The sequence below is a fragment of the Methylobacterium gnaphalii genome, assembly GCF_007992215.1.
GTDB lineage: Bacteria > Pseudomonadota > Alphaproteobacteria > Rhizobiales > Beijerinckiaceae > Methylobacterium > Methylobacterium gnaphalii.
Genome location: NZ_BJZV01000028.1, coordinates 27,222 through 49,296, shown reverse-complemented (window position 1 = coordinate 49,296; position 22,075 = coordinate 27,222). Strand labels below are relative to the sequence as shown.

16 protein-coding genes are annotated in these 22,075 nt (G+C 63.8%); 10 read left to right on the top strand and 6 right to left on the bottom strand.

Features of this window, described 5'->3' with window-relative positions; genetic code table 11:
• Nucleotides 1-316: 316 nt before the first annotated feature.
• The 4 genes from MGN01_RS19380 to MGN01_RS19365 all read right to left on the bottom strand — a co-directional run bounded on the left by MGN01_RS19380 (nucleotide 317) and on the right by MGN01_RS19365 (nucleotide 3,830).
• Nucleotides 317-568: a hypothetical protein gene (locus MGN01_RS19380; RefSeq protein ID WP_147048477.1), complete on the bottom strand. Its 252-nt coding sequence runs from the start codon at nucleotides 566-568 to the stop codon at nucleotides 317-319.
• Nucleotides 569-1,279: 711 nt separating this feature from the next.
• Entirely contained in the window at nucleotides 1,280-2,770 is a 1,491-nt protein-coding gene (locus MGN01_RS19375; protein ID WP_147048476.1) for a hypothetical protein, read from the bottom strand.
• Nucleotides 2,771-3,075: 305 nt separating this feature from the next.
• Nucleotides 3,076-3,360 (bottom strand): hypothetical protein, encoded by a 285-nt coding sequence (locus tag MGN01_RS19370; protein ID WP_147048475.1) that lies wholly within the window; start codon nucleotides 3,358-3,360, stop codon nucleotides 3,076-3,078.
• Between the two features lie 131 nt (nucleotides 3,361-3,491).
• Nucleotides 3,492-3,830 (bottom strand): hypothetical protein, encoded by a 339-nt coding sequence (locus MGN01_RS19365; protein WP_147048474.1) that lies wholly within the window; start codon nucleotides 3,828-3,830, stop codon nucleotides 3,492-3,494.
• Nucleotides 3,831-4,269: 439 nt separating this feature from the next.
• Between MGN01_RS19365 and MGN01_RS19360 the strand changes: the two genes are divergently transcribed.
• The 4 genes from MGN01_RS19360 (at nucleotide 4,270) to MGN01_RS19345 (ending at nucleotide 11,058) form a co-directional block, all read left to right on the top strand.
• Entirely contained in the window at nucleotides 4,270-7,539 is a 3,270-nt protein-coding gene (locus MGN01_RS19360) for an efflux RND transporter permease subunit (protein ID WP_147048473.1), read from the top strand.
• Entirely contained in the window at nucleotides 7,536-8,903 is a 1,368-nt protein-coding gene (locus MGN01_RS19355) for an efflux RND transporter periplasmic adaptor subunit (RefSeq protein WP_238258411.1), read from the top strand. The genes MGN01_RS19360 and MGN01_RS19355 overlap by 4 nt, the downstream gene beginning before the upstream one ends.
• 132 nt (nucleotides 8,904-9,035) lie before the next feature.
• Nucleotides 9,036-9,716 carry a response regulator transcription factor gene (locus MGN01_RS19350; RefSeq protein WP_147048472.1) on the top strand — a complete coding sequence of 227 codons (681 nt, stop codon included), beginning with the start codon at nucleotides 9,036-9,038 and terminating at the stop codon, nucleotides 9,714-9,716.
• Nucleotides 9,703-11,058, top strand: coding sequence for a sensor histidine kinase (locus MGN01_RS19345; protein WP_147048471.1), 1,356 nt, complete (start codon nucleotides 9,703-9,705; stop codon nucleotides 11,056-11,058). The genes MGN01_RS19350 and MGN01_RS19345 overlap by 14 nt, the downstream gene beginning before the upstream one ends.
• 252 nt (nucleotides 11,059-11,310) lie before the next feature.
• Here MGN01_RS19345 and MGN01_RS19340 read toward each other — a convergent pair whose 3' ends face one another.
• Both MGN01_RS19340 and MGN01_RS19335 read right to left on the bottom strand, forming a co-directional pair.
• The gene (locus MGN01_RS19340; protein WP_147048470.1) at nucleotides 11,311-12,234 is read right to left on the bottom strand and encodes a response regulator transcription factor; all 924 of its coding nucleotides are present in this window, start codon (nucleotides 12,232-12,234) and stop codon (nucleotides 11,311-11,313) included.
• Complete coding sequence (locus MGN01_RS19335) at nucleotides 12,227-15,598, bottom strand: hybrid sensor histidine kinase/response regulator (RefSeq protein WP_147048469.1); 3,372 nt, start codon at nucleotides 15,596-15,598, stop codon at nucleotides 12,227-12,229. Before MGN01_RS19335 ends, MGN01_RS19340 begins: the two co-directional genes overlap by 8 nt.
• A 353-nt stretch (nucleotides 15,599-15,951) precedes the next feature.
• Between MGN01_RS19335 and urtA the strand changes: the two genes are divergently transcribed.
• The 6 genes from urtA to MGN01_RS19305 all read left to right on the top strand — a co-directional run bounded on the left by urtA (nucleotide 15,952) and on the right by MGN01_RS19305 (nucleotide 22,045).
• On the top strand, nucleotides 15,952-17,211 hold the full coding sequence (urtA, locus tag MGN01_RS19330; protein WP_147048468.1) for an urea ABC transporter substrate-binding protein: 1,260 nt from the start codon (nucleotides 15,952-15,954) through the stop codon (nucleotides 17,209-17,211).
• 93 nt (nucleotides 17,212-17,304) lie between these two features.
• Entirely contained in the window at nucleotides 17,305-18,231 is a 927-nt protein-coding gene (urtB, locus tag MGN01_RS19325; RefSeq protein WP_147048467.1) for an urea ABC transporter permease subunit UrtB, read from the top strand.
• Between the two features lie 15 nt (nucleotides 18,232-18,246).
• Complete coding sequence (urtC, locus tag MGN01_RS19320) at nucleotides 18,247-19,416, top strand: urea ABC transporter permease subunit UrtC (protein ID WP_147048466.1); 1,170 nt, start codon at nucleotides 18,247-18,249, stop codon at nucleotides 19,414-19,416.
• Nucleotides 19,417-19,426: 10 nt separating this feature from the next.
• Nucleotides 19,427-20,212 carry an urea ABC transporter ATP-binding protein UrtD gene (gene urtD, locus MGN01_RS19315; protein ID WP_147048465.1) on the top strand — a complete coding sequence of 262 codons (786 nt, stop codon included), beginning with the start codon at nucleotides 19,427-19,429 and terminating at the stop codon, nucleotides 20,210-20,212.
• A gap of 76 nt (nucleotides 20,213-20,288) precedes the next feature.
• Nucleotides 20,289-20,978 carry an urea ABC transporter ATP-binding subunit UrtE gene (gene urtE, locus MGN01_RS19310; protein ID WP_170246071.1) on the top strand — a complete coding sequence of 230 codons (690 nt, stop codon included), beginning with the start codon at nucleotides 20,289-20,291 and terminating at the stop codon, nucleotides 20,976-20,978.
• An 11-nt stretch (nucleotides 20,979-20,989) separates the two neighbouring features.
• Entirely contained in the window at nucleotides 20,990-22,045 is a 1,056-nt protein-coding gene (locus tag MGN01_RS19305; protein WP_147048463.1) for an alpha/beta fold hydrolase, read from the top strand.
• Nucleotides 22,046-22,075: the final 30 nt, after the last annotated feature.

Here is a 22,075-nt window from a genome sequence, read left to right as displayed (position 1 = left end):
CCGCCCACTACGTCATCGAAAAGGCCTTCGTTGAAAAGTGAACCAGATCGCCCAATCCCTCAAGCCGAACGCGCGGTAGTGGCTTCGCCCGGTGCGCGGGACGATTGCGGGACAGCGAGAACGCCGGTCACGATACCGACGTTGAGGAAGAAGGTTGTCTCATCAAGTAAACGAGATCGAATAGTAGATTAACGCGCTCTCATGTATCTTGGCGACATGGGTATAGTCGCGGATTCAAACCTATGATCACCTCGTACTTGACGTTGGCGAGATCAGAACGGCAAATTAAGTGGCTCTCGAAAAACGCCGTTCCCTACTAGAAGGAGGGCAGCCGGCGGTGATAGCCGGGATGGGCTGCCCACGTGCCGCGCGTGCGGTAGGGCGAGTAGCTTCCCATGTGCTCGCCGGCATAGCCGCGCTCGATACTGTAAGCGTTGTGGCCCGGTCCGATCAGCGACGGATTCTGAAGCTCGGCCCGAAGACCAGAATCTCCCGACCCATTTGCCAAGGCGGTTGAAATCCCTAGCGCCGCAAATAGCAGAGTAGCAGGAATGGTAATGTGTTTCATGATCGGCTCCTGTCTCAGGCAAAGATTGCTGGTAGCCATTGCCTCAATGAAACCGAGTATTTTCCCGAATAATGCTGAGTACAAGTGGAGTTTTCTGAATAATATTTCAGATTATAAAAATAGTCCTCTTTAAAATCAACCTAATCGCAGATTTAGAAATGAAATCGGAATTTAATTGTCTCTCATTATTCCAGAGGCTAATAAGAAGAACAATCCGATCCCGCCGGATTGTTGAATACCCAATGGAGCAACTCCGAAGTCCATTGGTCGAGCGGTACCCACCGCTTTTTCGAGACCTGACGCGACTCGGGTCAGTCGGTGTTCCGGCTGGCCCATTTTGTTTGCGAGGAAAGGGGGCGGGTGAGTTGGAAGCAAGCGGTGCCGATCGGCGTAAAGTATCGGCAAGCGGATTTCCTGGATCTGCGGCACGGAAGCGTGGCTTGGGCGATCCGCGAGATTGAGCGCAAGATGTCGTCGACGAGCACCTCCGCAATGGGAGGCGGACGAAGGCTAGGCTCGCCGATGTTCCGAGAAGCGCCTGGGACACTCGAGTAGTCCAGAGCGCAACTACGACATCCGCAATAGACGTCATGTTCGTCGTCGGCAGAACGCTACTCTACAGATTCGACGCGATTGTCTCTCACTTCGAACACAGGTTCGAAGTGAGAGACTGGATGTGTTCAGACGAATTGGAAGGAAGCTGCTAGTGCCTCAAAACGGGTAGTAGCGAAGGGAGGCGAGGCCGACGACCATGTGGGTCGAGGGGTCGAGGCCGGCCACGCTGCGGAAAGCGTCTCGGGTGGTGTAGGACACCTGTCCGCCCGCGGCGACGCGCCCAAAGCTGCCCTTGTAGAGATCGTGCCAGAAGCCTCCGGTGATCTGCTTCACATCGCGGCTCTCGGCCTGACAGGTCGATGCAGTCGCTCCTTCGAGGTCGCAGCCGGAATTATCGAGCGTCGGCGATCCATAGCCCGAGAGACTGAGCGCTCCGGTGCGTTCGGCATGCTCCCAGCCGGCATAGGCATAGACGTCGAAGCCCGGGTAGACGTGACCGATGACGCCGGCGAGGGTCTGGAACATCGGGATCGCCACCACCGATCCGTCGGCGCGAAGGGCGACATCCGGCAATTGAGACGAACCGTACCGGCCGATGCCGCGCCCGAACAGGCCGCTGAGCTGCAGATCCAGCGTGTCGCGGATAATCGGCATGGTTGCCGATGCGCCGACCCCAAAGCCCATGTCGTCGTAGGACCGGCCGATGGTGCGATCGTTGAACCACCGGGCGATACCCTTGATCTCGTAGTGGCCCCAGCCCGGCTCGAAGGCGAGCTTGGCCGAAATGTCGGGCGCTTTGTTGACAGAGTAGGTGGTGGTCGAATTGTTCAGACCGGCCGGATCGCCGGCATTGGTCAGATTGACGTTGGCCGGGATCACAAACGCACCGCCGGGTACGAGCGTCTGGGAAGCTTCAAGCGCTGCGGCTGCCCAGATGCCGGGCGCGACGTTATCAACGACCCGCACCTGAGGCATGCGGGCCCAGTTGAAGCCCGGCACGAACTGAGCGTCGATCGTCAGGGGAGTCTGCTCTTTCGTCGCCGTGATGCCCGAGAGGTTGGTGGTCAGGAGCGTGTAGGCCTGACCCGCCAGGACCTGGATGCCGAGATCTTTGTCGTCGAAGGCTGCCCATAGCTGGCGGATGCGGGGGACATAGCTGTTGGTTTCACGATTGTTCGATGTGACCGCGGCTCCGAGGAAGTCCGCCTCGCCATAGGCAGACACCTTCAGACTCGGATCGATCATGGCCGTGACGAGGCCGGAGATGCGGCTTTGCCGGGCGCTGAAGCGGAATTCGCCCTCATGGGCCAACGGAGAATTCCGGAAGGGGATACCGCCGAAATTGCTGCCGATATCCGCTGATTCGTTTGGGTTGCGGTAGAAGCCGGCCAGTTCGATGAAGCCGCCTGGCGTGAAGCAGGCATGCCCAACGGGGATCGCTGGACCCTCGCAGAGAGCCTCAGCTTGCAAGAAGGCGGGTGACCGGCCCTCTGAGCCTGGAATACCTTGCACGGCCTCTTCCCGCCGCGCCATGCGCGACTGATGGTCGGGGCCGATCGCGGTGTTCACGATGGGCCTAGCCGGCCGATGCTTAAGCACCGAGATCTCGTGCTGCATGGCGGCGATCTGCTTCTGGAGCGCCTCCAATCTCGCATCCGTCGTGTCACCCGCCGCAGAGGCGGGCCCTGTTAGCAGGCCGCAGAAGATCGTTGCCCCGACGCATGATCGGAGCATCCAGGAAAGACGGTTCATGGCGAAATCAGCCCCAGCCCAAGTTGTTGTAATGTCGTTTCAATGGGTCGATCGACATTTACAGTTAAGCTTTAAGAGATGATGCTCGTAATCATCAATTAAAACATATTTTATTTTCGAAATCCTGATTTTATTTGTGGACTTTGTATTGCAATCGATACTTGTGCGGGCCGATCTCTGACTACGGAAAGAGGTGGCGTTCAACGGTGCCCCATATGCGAGAGCAGCCTGTGGCGGCGCGCGGCGCAGTCGGCATCGAAGATGTCGCAGGCCCGCGGATAGCCGGGCGGCTCCGCCAGCATCACCTGGCCGCCGATATCGCCCCTCGAATGCTCCTGGGACCAGACCGATTTCGGATCGAAATACGGATCCGAGGTGTAGCTGTTCATGAAGGCGCCGCCCGCCGGAATGCGGCTTTCGGCAAGTGCTGGGCCGGCGCAGCCGAGGAGAGCGGCTGCCAGAGCGGCCGGGAGCGCGATGCGCATGGTCTGACATCCAAATCACGAGAGGATGGCCGCCTCGGCGAGCGGGCTCGCGGCAACGCGGAGACATCTTGAATCGGAAGACCCCGTCCGAACCGACCGCGGGCGGGGTCTGCTGACGGGGTGGAGTGGGCTTATTCGCCGCCGATCAGCATCCGGGCCGGGCCACCGGTCTCGCCGCCACGGCCGCGCTCGTACCAGGGCAGTGCCGGGTTCTTGGCATTCGCACTGTCATCGTCGCGCTCGCCGCCGATCCAGGCACGGCGCGAAGCACCTTCGTATTCGCGAGGCGTCTCGGCGAAGCCGGTATTCACGTAGGAGCTTGGCTGCTCCTCGCGCACGGCCTGCGCTTGCTCGCTGGTGTGATGGATGGCGTGATGCAGCAGGGGCTGGGCATTGGCGCCGATCGAAAGCGCGCAGAGGGATCCGAAGGCGAAGGCCGCCGTCAGCACGGAGCGAGAAGAAAAGGACATTCGATATTCTCCGGAAATCTATACTCTGTTTGTGTCAGCGGCCGGTGTGAGAATACTCGTTGCCGATCGCTTGAGACAACAATGCGGGTGATTTTCAAAACGATCAAATGAATAGCGATTTATTTAATTTATAAATATTCGGTCTTTGAAATCGGTTTTATTTTTGCAAGCATATTCAAAATACCTGGAATGGTTTTTCCCTTGTTTCCGATGGAGATGGAGCGCCGATCTCGCCTCCGAGAGGGGGATGCGTTCTTAAAACCAAAATCCATTTTCAACATTGAAGCCGAATTCATTGGTGACGGCCGAGCCTTCGACTTACTCGAATGGTGTCACTGCGATCGATCGGGTGCCGGCGATGAGCCTTCGGCCCCGGATCGTGGTTGTGCGGACGCCTTCGGGCGGCCGCAGCCCCCACAGTCAGAGTCGGCGTATCGCGATGGGTGTCGTTCGGTTTGCCCTGAAGTTTCGCAACAGCTTCTTCGTGCTGGCCGTGCTGATGCTGCTCGCCGGTGCGGGCTCGATCGTCGTCGCACCCAAGGATGTACTCCCGGCCGTCGACATCCCCGTCGTGGTGGTGGTTTGGACCTATAACGGCCTCGACACGACCGACATCGTTCAGCGCATCACCAATTACAGCGAGTTCTCGCTCTCCTCGAACGTCAACAACATCAAGCGGATCGACTCCACCTCGATCCAGGGTACCGTTACCGAGCGGATCTACTTCGATCCGAGCGTCAGCATCGATCTCGCGATCACGCAGGTGGACTCGGCGATGAACGCCGCGCGCTCGCGCATGCCGCCTGGCGTGCAGCCCCCGGTGATCATGCGCTTCTCGGCCTCATCCGTGCCGGTGATCCAGCTTGCTCTGTCCTCCACCAAGGACACGCTGACCAAGGTCTTCGACTACGCCCAGTACCGCACTCGCCAGCGGCTCGCCGAGGTGCCGGGCTCGACGCTGCCATCGCCCTATGGCGGCGCGCCCCGCCAGGTCATGGTCGATCTCGACCTTGCGGCGCTGCGTGCCGTCGGCATGACGCCACTCGACGTCACCAATGCGGTACTGAAGCAGAACCTCGCGGTGCCCTCGGGCCTCGCCAAGATCGGCGAGCAGCAATACGCGATCCGCCTCAACGCCTCGCCCGAGCTCGTCGACCAACTCAACCGCATCCCGGTGAAGGTCGTCGACGGTCAGCCGGTGCTGCTGCGCGACGTCGCCCATGTCCGCGACGGTGCCCCGCCCCAGCTCAACATCGTGCGAGCCGATGGCCATCACTCGGTGCTCTTGCAGATCCTCAAGAACGGGTCCGCCTCGACGCTCGAGGTCGTGAATAATGTCAAGAAATCGCTCGCCGACATCCGCGCCGCGGCGCCGGCCGGCATGTCGATCACACCGCTCTTCGATCAGTCGGTCTTCGTCTCCGACGCGATCCAGGACGTGGTGCGTGAGGCGGTGATTGCGGCCGGGCTCACTGGCCTGACCATCCTGCTCTTTCTCGGGTCGTGGCGCTCGACGCTCGTCGTGCTGATCACCATTCCATTGGCGATCCTCACTTCGCTCAGCGTGATGACGGCGATGGGCGAGACCATCAACATCATGACGCTCGGCGGCCTGGCGCTCTCAGTCGGCATCCTCGTCGATCACGCGACGGTGGCCATCGAGAATACCTACCGGATGTTTGAGGAGGGCCAGCCCTTCCGGAAGTCGGTGGTGATGGGCGTCTCCGGCATCGCCAAGCCGGCTTTGATCTCGACGCTCGCCATCTGCGCGGCCTTCGTCGCAGTGTTCTTCCTGACCGACGCGCCGAAGTACCTGTTCACGCCGCAGGCCGAGGCGGTCGTGTTCGCAATGCTCGCCTCCTACGTGTTGTCGCTGACGCTTGTGCCGATCCTGATCGACGTGTTCGTGGCGCGCGAGTACGAATTGCACCATGCCGGCGCTCACGCCGCCGAGACGGTGGAGGTGGACAAGCCGCGCTCGATCCTGAGCCGGGTTTTCAGGGCAGTCCTAGCCGTGATTGCCTTCCCGTTCCGGCCGATCGGCCGCGCGGCGAGCCGATTCTGCACCGCTTTCGAGTGTGGCTTCACGCACTTCCATACCGGCTATGTTGGGCTGCTGCGGGTAGTGATTGCCCATCGCGTAGCAACGCTCGCCTGTGTGGCCGGCGTCTTTGTTCTCGCGGGCACGCTGCTGCCTTTCGTCGGACAGGATTACTTCCCGCAGATCGAGTCGAGCCAGATGACGCTGCACGTCCGCACCCGGCCGGGCATGCGGATCGAGACGACCGAGAAGGTTTTTGCGCGAGTCGAGGACGTGGTCAGAGAGACCGTGCCTAAGAGCGAGCTCGGGCTGATCCTCGACAATATCGGCCTGCCGGCCTCGAACTATAACTTCGCGTTCATGGACGCATCCTTCGTCGCCTATAACGACGGCCAGACGCTCATCAACCTCAAGGGCGAGCACAAGCCGATCTCGTTCTACGAGAAGGTGCTGCGCAAAGAGCTGCGCAAGGACTTCCCCGACGTCGTTTTCTACTTCCAGCCCTCGGACATCATCACGCAGATCCTGAACTTCGGCACGATCGCGCAAATCGACGTCCAGGTGATCGGCCGCCACGACGAGAAGGACCTTGCCACGGCGCAGGATCTCGTCCGGCGGATCTCGAAGGTGCGCGGCGCGGTCGACGTCCATCTCCACCAGATCGTCGACGCGCCTCAGTTCTACGTGAATGTCGATCGCAAGCTCGCCTCCGAGATGGGGCTCAGCGAGCAGGATATCGCGCAGAACCTGAACATCTCGCTCTCCGGCTCCTTCCAGGTCAGCCCGAATTTCTGGGCCGATCCGAAATCCGGCACACCCTACCAGCTCTGGGTGCAGACGCCGGAGTACCGCAACGCCAGCATGACGAGCCTGATGAACACGCCGCTCGCCGTGCGCGACGCCGATCATGGCGATGCGGGCATCCCGATCCTGCTCTCCAGCGTCGCCTCCATGGAGCGCAAGCCCGAGCAGACCGTCGTCAGCCACGTCAACACGCAGCCGACCTACGACGTGCTTGCGAGTGTCCAGAACTCCGATCTCGGCTCCGTGCGCAACGCGATCGAGCAGATCGTCGAGCAGGAGCAGGCGGGCCTGCAGGCCCCCGACAAGATCCGCATCCGCGGCCAGATCGAGAGCATGGAGAGTGCCTTCTTCCACCTCGAGATCGGCCTCGGGATCGCGCTTGTCGCCGTCTACCTGCTGCTCGTCCTCAACTACCAGACCTGGGGCGACCCCTTCGTGGTGCTCGCGGCGCTGCCGGTGGCCTTCTGCGGCATCGTGATGAGCCTGTTCATCACTGGCACGACCTTTTCGATCCCGGCCCTGTTCGGCGCGATCATGTCGGTGGGTGTCGCCTCGGCCAACTCTATCCTGCTCGTGACCTTCGCCAAGGAGCACCGCGAGGCGACCGGCTGTACGGCAATCGAGGCCGCTCTGATGGCTGGCCAGACCCGCCTGCGGCCGGTGCTGATGACCGCCGCGGCCATGTTCCTCGGCCTGATCCCGATGGCGATCGGCTCGGGCGAAGGCTCGGAGCAGAACGCTGCGCTGGCCCGCGCCGTGCTCGGCGGCATCGCCATGGGCACCTGCTCGACCCTGATTTTCGTCCCCTTCCTCTACGCCCTTCTCCGGCGCGGCGCGGTCAAGCCCCTCAAGGACTACGCATGAGTGACATGATGGACTGCAACGTCCACGGCCCGACCGAGGCCGCACGGCGAGCGATCGAAACCGACCCTTTGGGGACGGATCATGCCAATGCGGCCCAGGCACATCAGGACGTTCCGCCGCCGCGCAAGCTCCCCTTCGCGGTCGCCGTCCTCGCGCTGGGCGGGCTGATGGGCCTTGGCGGCTGGCATCACTGGGGCGAGGTCAGGGCGGCCGAGGAGACGCAGGCCGAAGCCGTCGAATTCATCCCGCAGGTCCGCACTATCGCTGCCAGCCGCGACGACACGCCGATGCAGCTGACTCTGCCGGGGCAGACCGAGGCTTTCGACAAGGCCGACATCTTCGCCCGTGCCACTGGCTACATCGCCGAGCGCAAGGTCGATATCGGCTCGCGGGTGAAGAAGGGTGACCTGCTCGTGCGGATCGCCGCGCCCGATCTCGATGAGCAACTCCACCAGTCGCAGGCGCAGCTCGGCCAGATGAAGGCGCAGGTCGTCGAGGCGAAGGCGAACGTCGACCAGGCCAAGGCCGACGTGACGCTCGCCAGTGTCACGGATACGCGAACCTCGACTCTGGCTGGCCAGGGCTGGGCTTCGAAGCAGACCGCCGATACGAGCCGCGCCAAGGTACTGACCGCGAACGCGACCCTCAACGCAGCGGAGGCGCGCGTGAAGGTGGCGGAAGCTAACCTCGCCGCCCAGCAGGCTACCGTGGACAGGCTCACTGCCCTGACCGGCTTCGAGAACGTCACCGCGCCTTTTGACGGGATCATCACCGAGCGCAAGGTCGATGTCGGCGACCTGGTCCATGCCGATACCGGCTCGAGCACGTCGCTCTTCTCGATCGAGAGCGAAGCGGTGCTGCGTGTTGCCGTCCAGATCCCGCAATACGCTGCGATCGGCATCCACGATGGCGTAGCCGCCAGCATCGCCGTGCCGCAGATGCCCGGAAAAACGTTTTCCGGGACCGTCTCGCGCAGCTCCGTTGCCCTCAAGTCGTCGGCCCGCACGCTGACGACAGAAGTGGATGTATCAAATCCTAACGGCGTCCTGCGCCCGGGCCTGTATGTGGCTGTGAGATTCGACATCCCGCGCAACCAGCCCAGCGTCGTTATTCCGTCGGAGGCCTTGGTGTTCGATGCGAACGGCACACGAGTTGCAGTCGTCGAGCCCGGGGACACGGTGAAGCTCGAACCGGTGGAGATCGCACGCGACCTCGGCACGACCCTCGAACTGCGCAAGGGGCTCAATGGCGGCGAGACGCTGGTGCTCAGCCCGCCGGCCGATTTGCAGGACGGAAGCAGGGTTGCCGTGGCTCACCCGGCCGCGATCCGGCCCGTGGCCGCGGTGGAGGCCAAGGCGGAATGACTGACCGACATTGGACGCCGAACTGGTCTGCGCCGTGGACACGGCAACCGCGTACTTCGCGGCATGGCTTCGTTAGACGACTGCCTATCTAAGCCCATGCGCAATAAGCCTGACGGCAACAGGAGACGTGCTATGGCGCGCGTACTGATCATTGAGGATGACAAGCGTGTCGCTGCCGAGATCGGGTCGGCCTTGTCGGACCACGGCTTTCGCGTCGACGACGCGCCCACCGGCTCGACGGGCCTGAAGAAGGCGATGGAGGGCGAATTCGATGTAATCGTCCTCGATCGCATGCTGCCCGAGATCGACGGCCTCTCGGTCCTCGGCCACCTGCGCGAGGCGAAGATAGCAACGCCCGTGCTGATCCTCAGCGCGCTGTCGGCGGTGAACGAGCGCGTCGACGGCCTGCGCGCCGGAGGCGACGACTACCTCGCCAAACCCTTCGAGTTCATCGAGCTGACGGCGCGTGTCGATGCCCTGGCACGCCGGCGGGTGGCAGCGGAGGCCGTCAGCGAGTTGAAGGTCGGCGACCTCCGGCTTGACCTGATCGACCGCATCCTGTTCCGCGGCGATAGGGAGATCGAGTTGCTGCCTAAGGAATTCGCCATCGTCGAGTTTCTGATGCGGAACCCGAACACGCTGGTCAGCCGGACGATGATCTTCGAATCCGTATGGGGCTACAGCTTCAACCACCAATCGAGCGTGATCGACGTGCACATCGGGAAGATCCGAAAGAAGCTCGATCCGGATGGATTGAATCCCTGCATCCACACGGTGCGCAACACGGGCTTCATCCTCCGTGCGGCTGCGTGACCTGCACCGCACCAGCGGGTTTCATGTCGCGCTGTTGTTCTTCGCTACGTTCGGGGCGGCCTCGCTCGCGCTGTTCGGCTTTCTGTACCTCGAAACCCGGAGTTACGGGCGCACCTCCGCCTATGAATGGGTGCAATGGGAATCCGCACGTCTGAGCCGCCTGACGAGCGCACAGCTGCGCGAGCGCACGGATACCTGGGAGGCGTTCGAACGGGGCGGACGGCCGCTGACGGTGTTCAATTCTCAGGGGCAGCGGATCGCCGGCGCCGACCTCCCGTTTCCCCAGTCCGCGCCAATCGACAAGCCCTTCGAGCTGACGCAGACGGTGAATGGGGAGACGCTCCCTTTCTACAGCATGCTCAGCCGGCTGCCAGACGGCAACCTACTTCTGGTTAGCCGATCCGCCAAAGTACTCGAAGCCCTGGAGACGGCGCTCGTCGACACCTTCGCGTGGGGCACCGGCGGCACGGTCGCTATCGGGATTGTTGGCGCCATCATCTTTGGCGTTGGCTCCCTGCGCCAGATTGAGGCCATTACCTTCTCCGCCGAGCAAATCATGCGCGGCGACCTTTCGGAGCGGCTGCCGCAACGCGGATTGTCGGCCGATTTTGGGCACCTGACGAACGTCGTCAACGAGATGCTCGACCAGCTCGAACGGCTGATGCAAGAGGTCAAGGGCGTCAACGAGAACATCGCTCACGACCTGCGCACGCCACTCACGCGGGTGATGGCGAGCCTCGAGCGGTCGCTGCGCAACGCCGAGACAGCGGACGACTTCCGGGTCGTGAACGAGGACGTACTGGGAGAGCTCCGGCAGATCGTAGTTCGGTTCTCGGCGCTCCTTCGAATCTCGGAGCTGGAGGACCGGGTCAGGCGATCGGGCTTCGGCAGCGTGGACCTCGTTCGCATCCTCGACGACGCCTTCGAATATTATGCGCCGATCGCAGCCGACAAAGGTGTATCGTTGATCTGGACCAAGCCGGCGGCGGCGGTGATTGTTGACGGCGATGCGAGCCTGCTGTTCGAGGCCGTTAGCAACCTCGTCGACAACGGCATCAAGTTCACACCGCGCGGCGGATGGGTGCAACTGGCAGCGACGGCCGAGCCGTTGGGGCTCAGCGTTGCGGACAATGGCTGCGGGATTGCGCCAGAGGAAGTCGATCGGGTCAAGCAACGCTATCAGCGAAGCAACCGAGTCTGCTCCTATTCCGGATTTGGGATCGGGCTAAGCCTCGTCGAATCGATTGCTCGACTTCATAATCTCAATTTTATCCTTGAAGATAATGCGCCAGGTTGCCGCGCAAGCATTCAATGCTCATCAGAAAATTCTGCTCCTATTTAGTATATGCGTTGAGGTAACAGCGACTGGCTTTGTACCTAGGAGCAAAAGTCGGCACTCGCTGCTGCCACGCCTTCGAGCTCACTGAAAACTTTAGGTCACATGCCAGATTTCCGTGAAAGCGAAGTGCCGTGAAATTAGCACCGGTGCTGTTTTGGTTGCGAACCCTGGCCAACCGGTTTGCAGATCCGCGGACTTGCGATCCGCAGGTAGCGGCGGTGATTGCTTTGTCGGTGCCGCTTCCGTTGCGCGGGTTCAGCCGAGATCCTGAAGGTGGTGCGTGGCGATGAATGAAGCCGCCGTGCGATTCTCGACGCCGAGCTTGGCGTAGATGCCTTCGAGATGCTTGGTGATTGTGCGGGGGCTGAGCGTTAGGATTTCGCCGATATCCCGGCTCGACTTGCCGCGTGAGAGCCAGAACAGCACTTCCGCCTCTCGCGCGGTGATCGGCAGGCGTTCGTGCAGGATCCCGATCCCGGCCGCGGTGACGTCTCGTGACAGGCGCAGCAACACCTCGTTTCCGCTGCGGCCGACGAAGCTGATCGTGTGCATCGCGCCCGAGGGACTCGCTAGGGCGTAGGGCTCCGTCTTTCCGGATTCGACGCAGGCGCGCAGCCAGGCCCGCGCTGCGGCCGGCAAGGAGGTGGCAGCGCCATTTTCCGAGACACAGGCCGCCAGGACCTGCGACGCCTGTGGCGTCGCCCAGAGCAGGCTGCCGGACGGGTCGACGGCAAAGAGGCTGCGGCCCGTGGTGTTGAGTGCCGCCCGAAGGCTCTGCGCAGCCCGCGCGCCCGCGATGTGCACTCGGACGCGGGCGAGGATCTCGTCGGGAGCAATGGGCTTCGTCACGTAATCGACGCCGCCTGCCTCCAGCCCCTTCACGATGTGCTCGGTCTCGGCAAGCCCCGTCATGAAGATGATCGGCACGCTCGCCACTGCCGGTTTCGCCTTGAGGCGCCGGCAGGTCTCGAATCCATCCATGCTTGGCATGACGGCGTCGAGCAGGATGACGTCGGGGGTGATTTCGTCGACGAGCGCAAGGGCGGCCTGACCCGACACCGCCACGAGGACAGTCGCTCCCGAGCGCTCGATCGCCTCGGTCAGGAAGCTCAGCGTGTCGGGTGAATCGTCCACGACGAGGACGGTGTCGCGATGCACCGGAAGTGTCGCCTCAGGCATCGGCGACCTCCTCGAGGACGCGCATGTAGGTCGGCAGGTCGTAAGCGGCGACGAGGCCCTGGAGACGTGCGGCGAAGGCGGCCGACGCCGTATCCTCGCGTGCGATGTCGGCGAGCTTGGCCTCGATGGCGCGTACATGGCCGATGCGGCCGAGCCGCAGCAGTTCCTCCACCGCCTGCCGGGGCGGCGGCGTCCCAGCCGGCGGAGGCGCCTCTGGTGGCGCGGTGGGTGCCGCTTCCATCCAGTCGAGGTCAAGCATCCGGGTGAGCTGATCGATGAAGTCGCGCAGGTCGAATGGCTTGGCGATGATGGCGTCGTGGGGTGCGTCGGCGCCGCGCGTCGGGCTGATCTCGTGGACATTCGCCGACATCATGGCGATGCGGGTCGACGGCGCGAGGGCGCGCAGGCGCTCGGCGACGGCCCAGCCGCTCATGCCGGGCATGGAGATATCGAGGAGGACAAGGTCCGGTGGCTCTGCCGCGCAGCGCGTGAGGCAGGTCGCCCCGTCAGGTGCCTCGGTGACCTCGATTCCCAAGGGCTCCATGACATCGCGCATCAGGACGCGATGGGCCTCGTCGTCGTCGACGATCATCACCTTGCGCCGGCGGCCCGCATAGTTGCGCGCGGCCTCCTTCGAGACTGGCGAGGCCGCGATGGCGGCGGGGGCCGCGGCAGGCCGTGAGACCGAGGACAGCATCAGGCGCACCTGGAAGCGCGTGCCCGTCCCGACCTCGCTCTTCACGGTGATCTCGCCGCCCATCACCTGCGCCAGGAGATGGGCGATCGTCAGCCCAAGGCCCGTCCCCGGCGTGTTGCGCGCGGCGGCGATCGAACCGCGCTCGAAGGGCTCGAAGATCCGCTGCAGGTCGTCCGGATGGATGCCGAGCCCGGTATCGCTAATGGTGAACACCATGACCTGATTGCGGTATCGCAGGTCGAGGGCAACTTCGCCGGACGGCGTGAACTTGATCGCGTTGGAGAGCAAGTTGAGCAGGATCTGGCGCAGGCGCTTCTCATCGGTGGCGACCACGGCGGGAAGGCTCTCGGGCCGCGTGAAGCGGAAGGCAAGGCCGGCAGCCTCGGCCTGAAGCCGCACCATGTCTACAATCTGGTCGAGGAAGTCGTTCAGCCTGATCTCGTTGCGATAGACTTGTAGCCGGCCGGCCTCCATCCGCGAGATGTCAAGAAGCCCGTCGATGAGGCCCGATAGGTGCTGCGCGCTGCGCCGGATCACCTGGACTCCGCGTCGCCGCTGCGCGGGGATCTCCGGGTCGGCTTCCAGGAGCTGTGCGTAGCCGAGGACGGCGTTCAGGGGTGTGCGTAACTCGTGGCTGATGCCCACGACGTAGCGGCTCTTGGCGAGGTTGGCGGCCTCCGCGGTGTCCTTGGCCTCCTGCAGCTTGGCGTCAGTGATCCTGTGAGCGGCAATCTCGCCTTCGTAGAGCGCGGTCTGCCGGGCGGTCTCCTCCTGCGCGACGCGGCGGCTCTCCTGGGCCAGAACAAACAGCCAGGCGACCACGCCGAGGATCACGATGAGGATGAAGAACACGCTGGTCAGCGCGGCCCGCAGGCTGTCCCGGTGCTCCGGATGGGTGGCGGCCGCGCCGGCATGGACGACGCCGAGGATCAGCCCGACCACCGTGACGAGGGCGAGCATCAGCGCGACGTAGCGCCCGAGCGGCGCGCCGATCCAGGCGGCTGCGGCGGCCGGGGCGACCTGCTCGATCGCCTCGCGGGCCTGGGCTTCCAGCCGGCCGTGCGGCTTGCACATGTCCCGGCAGCGGGCGTCGAGCGAGCAGCACAGCGAGCAGATCGGCCCCGAATAGGCCGGGCAGCGCGCCATGTCCTCGGCCTCGAACGGGTGATCGCAGACCCGGCAGACGATCTCCGAGGTCGGCCAGTGGGTCTCGGGCTGTCGGGCGAGGTAGTGTCGTCCGCCCGTGGTCCGGGCGATGGCGGGCGCCGCGGTGAAAGCGACCGCCAGTGCGAGCATCGGTGCGAAGGGCTGCAGGGTGCCGCCGAGCAGCCCGGCATGAGCGAGGCAGCCGGCAAGCAGCGAGAGCGCCATCGCCCCCGCCCCGACCGGGTTGATGGCGTAGAGATGCGCGCGCCTGAACTCGATTCCCGGCGGCGAAAGCCCGAGCGGCTTGTTGACGGCGAGATCGGCGGCGAGCGCCCCGACCCAGCCCGAGACCACGCAGGCATAGAGCGGCAGCGTGCTCTCGATGGTCTTGTCGATGCCGAGCTCCATCAGCAGGAGCGCGATGGCCACGTTGAAGACGAGCCAGACCACGCGGCCCGGATGGCTGTGCGTCAGCCGCGAGAAGAAGTTCGACCAGGCAATCGAGCCGGCATAGGCGTTGGTGACGTTGATCTTCAGCTGCGAGACCACGACGAACAGCCCGGTCAACGCCAGGGCGACGCCCGGCGAGGCGGAGACATAACCGAAGGCCACAGCGTACATCTGTGTCGGCTCGGCGGCGCGGTCCGGTGGCACGCCGTGATGCAGCGCCAGCACCGTCAGGAAAGCGCCGAGCAGGATCTTGAGCATTCCCGGCACGATCCAGCCCGCGCCAGCCAGCAGCACCGCGGTCCACCAGCGCCAGTCGTTCTTCTCCTTGGGGGGCGGCACGAACCGCAGGAAGTCGACCTGCTCCCCGACCTGGGCAAGGAGAGCCAGCAGGATGCCCGAGGCCAGTCCGAACAGCGTCGGATCGAAGCCCGTGCCCTTCATCTGCGCGCCGGAAAAGCTCAGAAGCGTCTCCAGCGGCGGCGGACCGGAGGCCGCGATGTAGACGAGCGGCAGCAGGTTGAGGCCGATCCAGAGCGGCTGCGTCCAGAGCTGGAAGCGGCTGATCAGGCGGATCCCGTAGATCACTAGCGGAATCACCACGCCGGCGCTGACCACATATCCGATCCACAGCGGTAGGCCGAGGCAGAGCTGCAGGGCGAGCGCCATGATTCCCGCCTCGATGGCGAAGAACAGGAAGGTGAAGCCGGCATAGATCAGCGAGGTGATCGTCGAGCCGAGATAGCCAAAACCCGCCCCACGCGTGAGCAGGTCGATGTCGACGCCATGGCGCGCCGCGTAGACCGAGATCGGCACGGCGGTGGCAAAGATGATCAGCCCGACGACGAGCACTGCGGCGAGCGTATTGGTGAAGCCCGTGGCCAGAACCAGGGTGCCGCCGATCGCCTCCAGGGCCAGGAACGAGATTGAGCCGAGGGCCGTCTGCGCGATACGGAAGGGCGACCAGAGCCGCGCCGACTTGGCGGTGAAGCGGAGCGCGTAATCCTCGAGGGTCTCGTCGGCGACGAAACGATTGTAGGCGCGCCGGTTCGGCAGAATCGGCCGGGCGTTCACGCTCCCATCCTCCGGGCTGCCCGTTGAGCCTGTTGCGTCATCGAGATCGGTTGCGTGGGTAGAGCCGACCGGGGTCGATCGTGGGTGTGGGGTGCCTGAGGCCTGGACCGGCGTGCAATGAGCGTGCCGCCCGCGCGCGACAAGAGCGACCGCCGTCGGCCCAGCCGATCGCCCGCCGCATAATGCTTTATCCAGTCGTATCGCAGGGCGCACCCTAGGAGGAGAGCCCCGCGCTCAACATACGCAAAACAGCGTATATGCCGCGACGCAACATCAAGCCTAGCCTTCGTGAATTCGAGCACGGCCGCCGAGCGGCAGAGCCTTGCCGATCCGAAGACAGGGGTTGAGGCACGATGGCGGACGATCACGAGAAGGGTCTGGAATCAGCCCTGCGGCGCAGGCTTCTTATGGGCCTGGCTGGACTTCCCGCCCTCGCGGTGATGCCGCGCATGGCCTTCGCGGCGGCACCGCCGACCTCGGCTGTCAACACGACGGGTCTCGCGGTGACCGATACCGAGGTCACGGTCGGCATCCTGCACTCCGCCACCGGCACGATGGCGATCTCGGAGACGGGCTCCATCCAGGCCGAGAAGCTCGCCATCGCCCAGATCAACGAGGCCGGCGGCGTTCTTGGCCGTAAGATTAAGGTGATCCAGGAAGACGGCGCCTCGGACTGGCCGACCTTTGCCGAAAAGGCCAAGAAGCTCCTCGTCAACGACCACTGCGCCGCGGTGATGGGCTGCTGGACCTCGGCCTCGCGCAAGGCCGCCTTGCCGGTTTTCGAGCAGTATAACGGCCTGCTCTACTACCCGACCTTCTACGAGGGTCTCGAGCAGTCCAAGAACGTCATCTACACCGGCCAGGAAGCCACTCAGCAGATCCTCGAGTCGCTGAACTGGGTCGCAAAGGAGAAGGGCGCGAAGACTTTCTTCATGATCGGTTCGGACTACATCTGGCCGCGCACCTCGAATAAGATCGCCCGCAAGCACATCGAGAACGTCCTGAAGACGAAGGTCGTCGGCGAGGAATACTTCCCGCTCGGCCACACCCAGTTCAACTCGGTGATCAACAAGCTCAAGCTGACCAAGCCGGACGTGATCTTTGCCGACGTCGTCGGTGGCTCGAACGTGGCCTTCTACAAGCAGCTCAAGGCCGCGGGCATCGATCTCAGCAAGCAGACCCTGCTGACGATCTCCGTCACCGAGGACGAGATCGACGGCATCGGCGGCGACAACATCGCCGGCGCCTATTCCTGCATGAAGTACTTCCAGTCGCTCAAGAACCCGAACAACGAGAAGTTCGTCCCGGCCTTCAAGAAGATGTGGGGCGAGAAGACCGTCATCGGTGACGTGACCCAGGCCGCCTATCTCGGTCCGTTCCTGTGGAAGATGGCGGTCGAGAAGGCCGGCTCCTTCGACGTCGACAAGGTCGTCGCCGCCTCCCCGGACATCGAGTTCAAGGAGGCTCCGGAAGGCTACGTCAAGATCCACCCGAACCATCACCTCTGGTCGAAGACCCGCGTCGCGCGGGCCAAGCTCGATGGTCAGTTCGAGGTTGTCTACGAGAGCCCGAGCCTGATCGAGCCGAACCCCTTCCCGAAGGGCTACCAGTAGACCCGAGTCCTTCGGCCCGGCGGATTTTCCGCCGGGCCGAAACTGGTCCGAAGCTTGCTGCGCCGCAAAACGAGCGCACACCGGAGAGCGGTCATGTTCGGTGACTATTCGATCGCGGATCTCAGTTCGATCTTCGTGATGCAGGGCTTCGCGGGCCTGATCCTGTTCTCGGTCTACGTGCTGATGGCCCTCGGGCTGGCGATCATCTTCGGCCAGATGGGCGTGATCAACATGGCCCATGGCGAGTTCATGATCCTGGGTGCCTACGTCACCTATCTGTGCTCGACCTTCTTCCAGGCGCACCTGCCCACGCTGTTCCCGGCCTACTTCTTCGTGGCCATGGCCCTGGCCTTCCTGGCCTCGGGCGCCTTGGGGATGCTCGTGGAATGGGCGCTGATCCGCCACCTCTACAAGCGCCCGCTCGACACGCTGCTCGCGACCTGGGGCCTCTCGCTGATCCTGCAGCAGGCCTACCGCTCCATCATCGGCCCGCGCGAAGTCGGCGTGGAGCTGCCATCCTGGATGATGGGCTCGATCCCGGTCACCAGCACCATCGACGTGCAGATCAACGGCCTCTTCGTGATGGCGGTCACCGTCGTCATCACCGTCGCCGTCGCCCTGCTGATCTATCGTTCGCGCTTCGGGGCCCAGGTCCGCGCGGTCATGCAGAACCGGTCCATGGCGGGCGCCGTCGGCATCGATACCGAGAAGGTCGACCGCTACACCTTCGGCCTCGGCTGCGGCATCGCCGGCATCGCCGGCTCCGCCTTCACCATGATCGGCTCCACCGGGCCGACCTCGGGCCAGCTCTACATCGTCGACACCTTCCTGATCGTGGTCTTCGGCGGCGCGGCGAGCCTGCTCGGCACCATCGCCTCGGCCTTCTCGATCTCGCAGACCCAGTCGACGCTGGAATTCTTTCTCTCCGGCTCCATGGCCAAGGTGCTCACGCTGCTCGCGGTGGTGGCGATCCTGATGCTGCGGCCGCAGGGGCTCTTCACCCTCAAAGTGCGTCGCTGAGGAGGCTTTCGAGCGATGACAAGCCCCGTCCAGAGCCTCTCGAAGGCCGTCACCGTGAACGACAATCCCTTCATGAAGCCGGTGGAGTGGCTCAGCCTCGCGCTGCTCGCCGGCGTGATCCTGGTGGTCCTGCCGTTCGCCCTTGACGGCTTCCGCCTCAACCTCGTCGGCAAGTACCTGACCTACGCCTTCGTGGCGCTCGGCCTGGTGATCTGCTGGGGCTATGCCGGCATCCTCTCGCTCGGCCAGGGCGTGTTCTTCGGCCTGGGCGGCTACTGCATGGCGATGTACTTGAAGCTCGAGGCGTCGAGCATCGAGAACACGAAGATCCAGTCTACGCCGGGCATCCCCGACTTCATGGACTGGAACCAGATCACGTCGCTGCCCTGGTTCTGGCAGCCCTTCCACTCCTTCCCCGCGACGGTGCTCCTCGTGGTGGCGGTGCCGGTGGCCTTCGCCTTCCTGATCTCCTTCGCGATGTTCAAGCGCCGGGTCGGCGGCACCTACTTCGCGATCATCACCCAGGCGATCGCCGCGATCCTGACCATCCTGATCGTCGGCCAGCAGGGCTATACCGGCGGCATCAACGGCATCACCGACCTGCGCACCCTCCACGGCTGGGACATCCGCACCGACAGCGCGAAGTTCATCCTCTACTTCGTCAATGGCGGCCTGCTCATCGCCTGCATCCTGATGGCGCAGTACGTGAAGAAGTCGAAGCTCGGCCGCATCCTCGTCGCCATGCGCGAGAAGGAGGACCGGGTCCGCTTCTCGGGCTACTCGGTCGCTGGCTTCAAGGTCTTCGCCTTCTGTCTGGCAGCGGTCTTCGCGGCGATTGGCGGCGCGATGTTCACGCTCCAGGTCGGGTTCATGTCGCCCTCCTTCGTCGGCATCGTGCCCTCGATCGAGATGGTGATCTATGCAGCCGTCGGCGGACGCATGTCCCTCTTCGGCGCGGTCTGGGGCACGCTGCTCGTCAACTGGGCCAAGACGAGCTTCTCGGAATCCTTCCCCGACCTCTGGCTCTTCGGCCTCGGCGGCCTGTTCATCGCCGTGGTGCTCGCCTTCCCGAACGGCCTCGCCGGCCTCTGGCGCGAGCATGTCGAGCCTCGCCTGTTCCGCAAGGCCAAGGGCCTCGCCCCGATGCCCGCGCCCGTCCTGCCCCAAAGCGCTCCCGCCGAGTGAGGATCCCACGATGAATGCCGGCATCCTCCCCTCGTCATTGATCGGCGCCGCACCGGACGAGAAGAACTTCCTGCTCTCGGTTGAAGCGCTGACGGTCTCGTTCGACGGCTTCAAGGCAGTCAACGACGTCTCGTTCTATGTCGACCCGGACGAGATCCGGGTCATCATCGGCCCGAACGGCGCCGGCAAGACCACGGTGCTCGACCTGATCTGCGGACGCACCAAGGCCAGCGGCGGCTCGATCAAGTACAAGGGCCAGGAGCTCACCAAGCTCTCCGAGAGCGCCATCGTCCAGGCCGGGGTTGGCCGCAAGTTCCAGACCCCGTCGATCTACGACGATTTGACGGTGTTCGAGAACTTGGAGATCTCGTTCCCTCGCGGCCGCTCGGTCTTCGGCGCGCTAACCTTCAAGCGCGATGCCGAGGTGCGCGACCGCATCCACGAGATCGCGCAGACCATCTTTCTCAAGGACCAGCTCGATGAGCGCGCCGAGTTCCTGAGCCACGGGCAGAAGCAGTGGCTGGAAATCGGCATGCTGCTGATCCAGGACCCGGAATTGCTGATGCTCGACGAGCCGGTCGCCGGCATGAGCGTCGGCGAGCGCATCAAGACCGCAGAGTTGCTCAACCAGATCATCAAGGGCCGCTCGGTGCTCGTGATCGAGCACGACATGAAGTTCGTCGAGGACATCGCTCACCGGGTCACCGTGCTCCATCAGGGCAAGGTGCTCTCTGAAGGATCGATGGATCGGGTCAAGAACGACCCCAAGGTCATCGAAGTCTATCTGGGCCACTGAGGGCGAACCGATCATGCTCCAGACAGCCGCCTCCCCCTCCCCGCTTGTTCCGCCGATTGTGGCCGGCGCGCAGCCGATGCTCGCAATCTCCGATCTGCACGCCGCCTACGGCCAGAGCGAGGTGCTGCATGGCATCAACATCTCCGTGGCGCCCGGCGAGATCGTTGCCGTGATGGGACGCAACGGCATGGGCAAGTCGACGCTCATGAAGACGCTCATGGGCATCGTGCCGACGAAGTCGGGCACCATCTCCGTGGACGGCACTGACGTTACGACGATGAAGAGCCACGCCCGTGTGGCCGCCGGGCTCGCCTACGTGCCGCAGGGCCGGATGATCTTCTCGACCATGACGGCCCAGGAGAACATCGAGACGGGGCTGACGGTCACCGGCTCACGTCGGGTGCCGCAGGACCTCTACACGATGTTCCCGGTGCTCCTGGAGATGAAGGGACGGCGCGGCGGCAACCTCTCGGGCGGCCAGCAGCAGCAGCTCGCCATCGCCCGGGCGCTCGCCAGCAAGCCGAAGGTGCTGCTCCTCGACGAGCCGACCGAGGGCATCCAACCCTCCATCATCCGCGAGATGGGCCGCACCCTGAAGAAGATCCGCGACGAGCGGGGATTGTCGATCGTCGTCTCGGAGCAGGTGCTGAGCTTCGCTCTCGACGTCGCCGACCGCGTCCTGGTGATCGAGAACGGCTCGATCGTCCACGAAGCCCTGCGTGCGGATGTCGACGAGGCGAAAGTCTCGCGCTTCCTGTCGGTCTGAGGATGGCGATCGTGGCGGATTACGAGATCTTCGAGCTCGGCAACATCGTCCTGCAGTCAGGGCTGACGATCCGGGATGCCCGGCTCGCCTACAAGACCTACGGCACGCTGAACGCGGCCAAGGACAACGTGATTGTCTACCCGACCTGGTATTCGGCCAACCACAAGGATAACGAGTGGCTGATCGGCGAGGGCATGGCCCTCGACCCGACCAAATACTTCATCATCATCCCGAACATGCTCGGCAACGGCGTCTCGTCGTCGCCGAGCAACACGCCGGAGCCGTATGATCGCGGCCGCTTCCCGCGGGTCACGGTCTACGACCAGGTCCGGCTCCAGCATCGGCTGGTCACGGAAAAGTTCGGCATCGAGAAGATCAGGCTCGTCACCGGCTGGTCGATGGGCTCGGCCCAGTCCTTCCAGTGGGGCGCGTCCTATCCCGACATGGTCGAGCGCATCCTGCCCTTCATGGGCGCAGCGCGCTGCTCGCGGCACAACTTCGTCTTCCTCGAAGGCGTCAAGGCGGCGCTGACCGCGGATGCCGCCTTCAAGGACGGCTTCTACGACGAGCCGCCGCGCCGGGGCCTGCGCGCCATGGCCCGCGTCTATGCCGGCTGGGGTTTCTCGCAGACCTTCTACCGCAAGGAGCTCGACCTGAAGCTGCCCGAGCGGCCCTTCGGCGGACGGCCGGCGGACGTGCCCTGGAATTACTCGTCGCTCGAAGACTTCCTCGTCTACTTCTGGGAAGGCTTCTTCCTGCCCAAGGACGCGAACGACCTGCTCTCGCTACTCTGGACCTGGCAGCACGCCGACATTTCAGGCGACCCGCAATATGGCGGGGACTTCGAGAAAGCGCTGGCCGGCATCAAGGCCAAGGCGATCGTGATGCCGGGCTCGACCGATCTCTACTTCCCGCCGGAAGACAGCGAATACGAGGTCGCCCACATGCCGAACGCCGAGTTGCGCGTCTGCGTGAGCGACTGGGGCCATTTCGCGGGCGACCCGCGCGGAACCAGCCCCGACATCGCCTTCGTCGACGCCGCGCTCAAGGAACTGCTTGCCAGCTAGCCGGCCCGGCCGCGCGCCACGTCCGACCAC

Bases quoted from the DNA above. Each gene is read 5' to 3' on its own strand.
- urtE (WP_170246071.1), top strand. From the start codon at position 20,289: ATGCTCGCAATCTCCGATCTGCACGCCGCCTACGGCCAGAGCGAGGTG.
- urtA (WP_147048468.1), top strand. From the start codon at position 15,952: ATGGCGGACGATCACGAGAAGGGTCTGGAATCAGCCCTGCGGCGCAGG.
- MGN01_RS19380 (WP_147048477.1), bottom strand. From the start codon at position 568: ATGAAACACATTACCATTCCTGCTACTCTGCTATTTGCGGCGCTAGGG.
- urtD (WP_147048465.1), top strand. From the start codon at position 19,427: ATGAATGCCGGCATCCTCCCCTCGTCATTGATCGGCGCCGCACCGGAC.
- urtB (WP_147048467.1), top strand. From the start codon at position 17,305: ATGTTCGGTGACTATTCGATCGCGGATCTCAGTTCGATCTTCGTGATG.
- MGN01_RS19365 (WP_147048474.1), bottom strand. From the start codon at position 3,830: ATGTCCTTTTCTTCTCGCTCCGTGCTGACGGCGGCCTTCGCCTTCGGA.
- MGN01_RS19350 (WP_147048472.1), top strand. From the start codon at position 9,036: ATGGCGCGCGTACTGATCATTGAGGATGACAAGCGTGTCGCTGCCGAG.
- MGN01_RS19370 (WP_147048475.1), bottom strand. From the start codon at position 3,360: ATGCGCATCGCGCTCCCGGCCGCTCTGGCAGCCGCTCTCCTCGGCTGC.
- urtC (WP_147048466.1), top strand. From the start codon at position 18,247: ATGACAAGCCCCGTCCAGAGCCTCTCGAAGGCCGTCACCGTGAACGAC.
- MGN01_RS19355 (WP_238258411.1), top strand. From the start codon at position 7,536: ATGAGTGACATGATGGACTGCAACGTCCACGGCCCGACCGAGGCCGCA.
- MGN01_RS19360 (WP_147048473.1), top strand. From the start codon at position 4,270: ATGGGTGTCGTTCGGTTTGCCCTGAAGTTTCGCAACAGCTTCTTCGTG.
- MGN01_RS19340 (WP_147048470.1), bottom strand. From the start codon at position 12,234: ATGCCTGAGGCGACACTTCCGGTGCATCGCGACACCGTCCTCGTCGTG.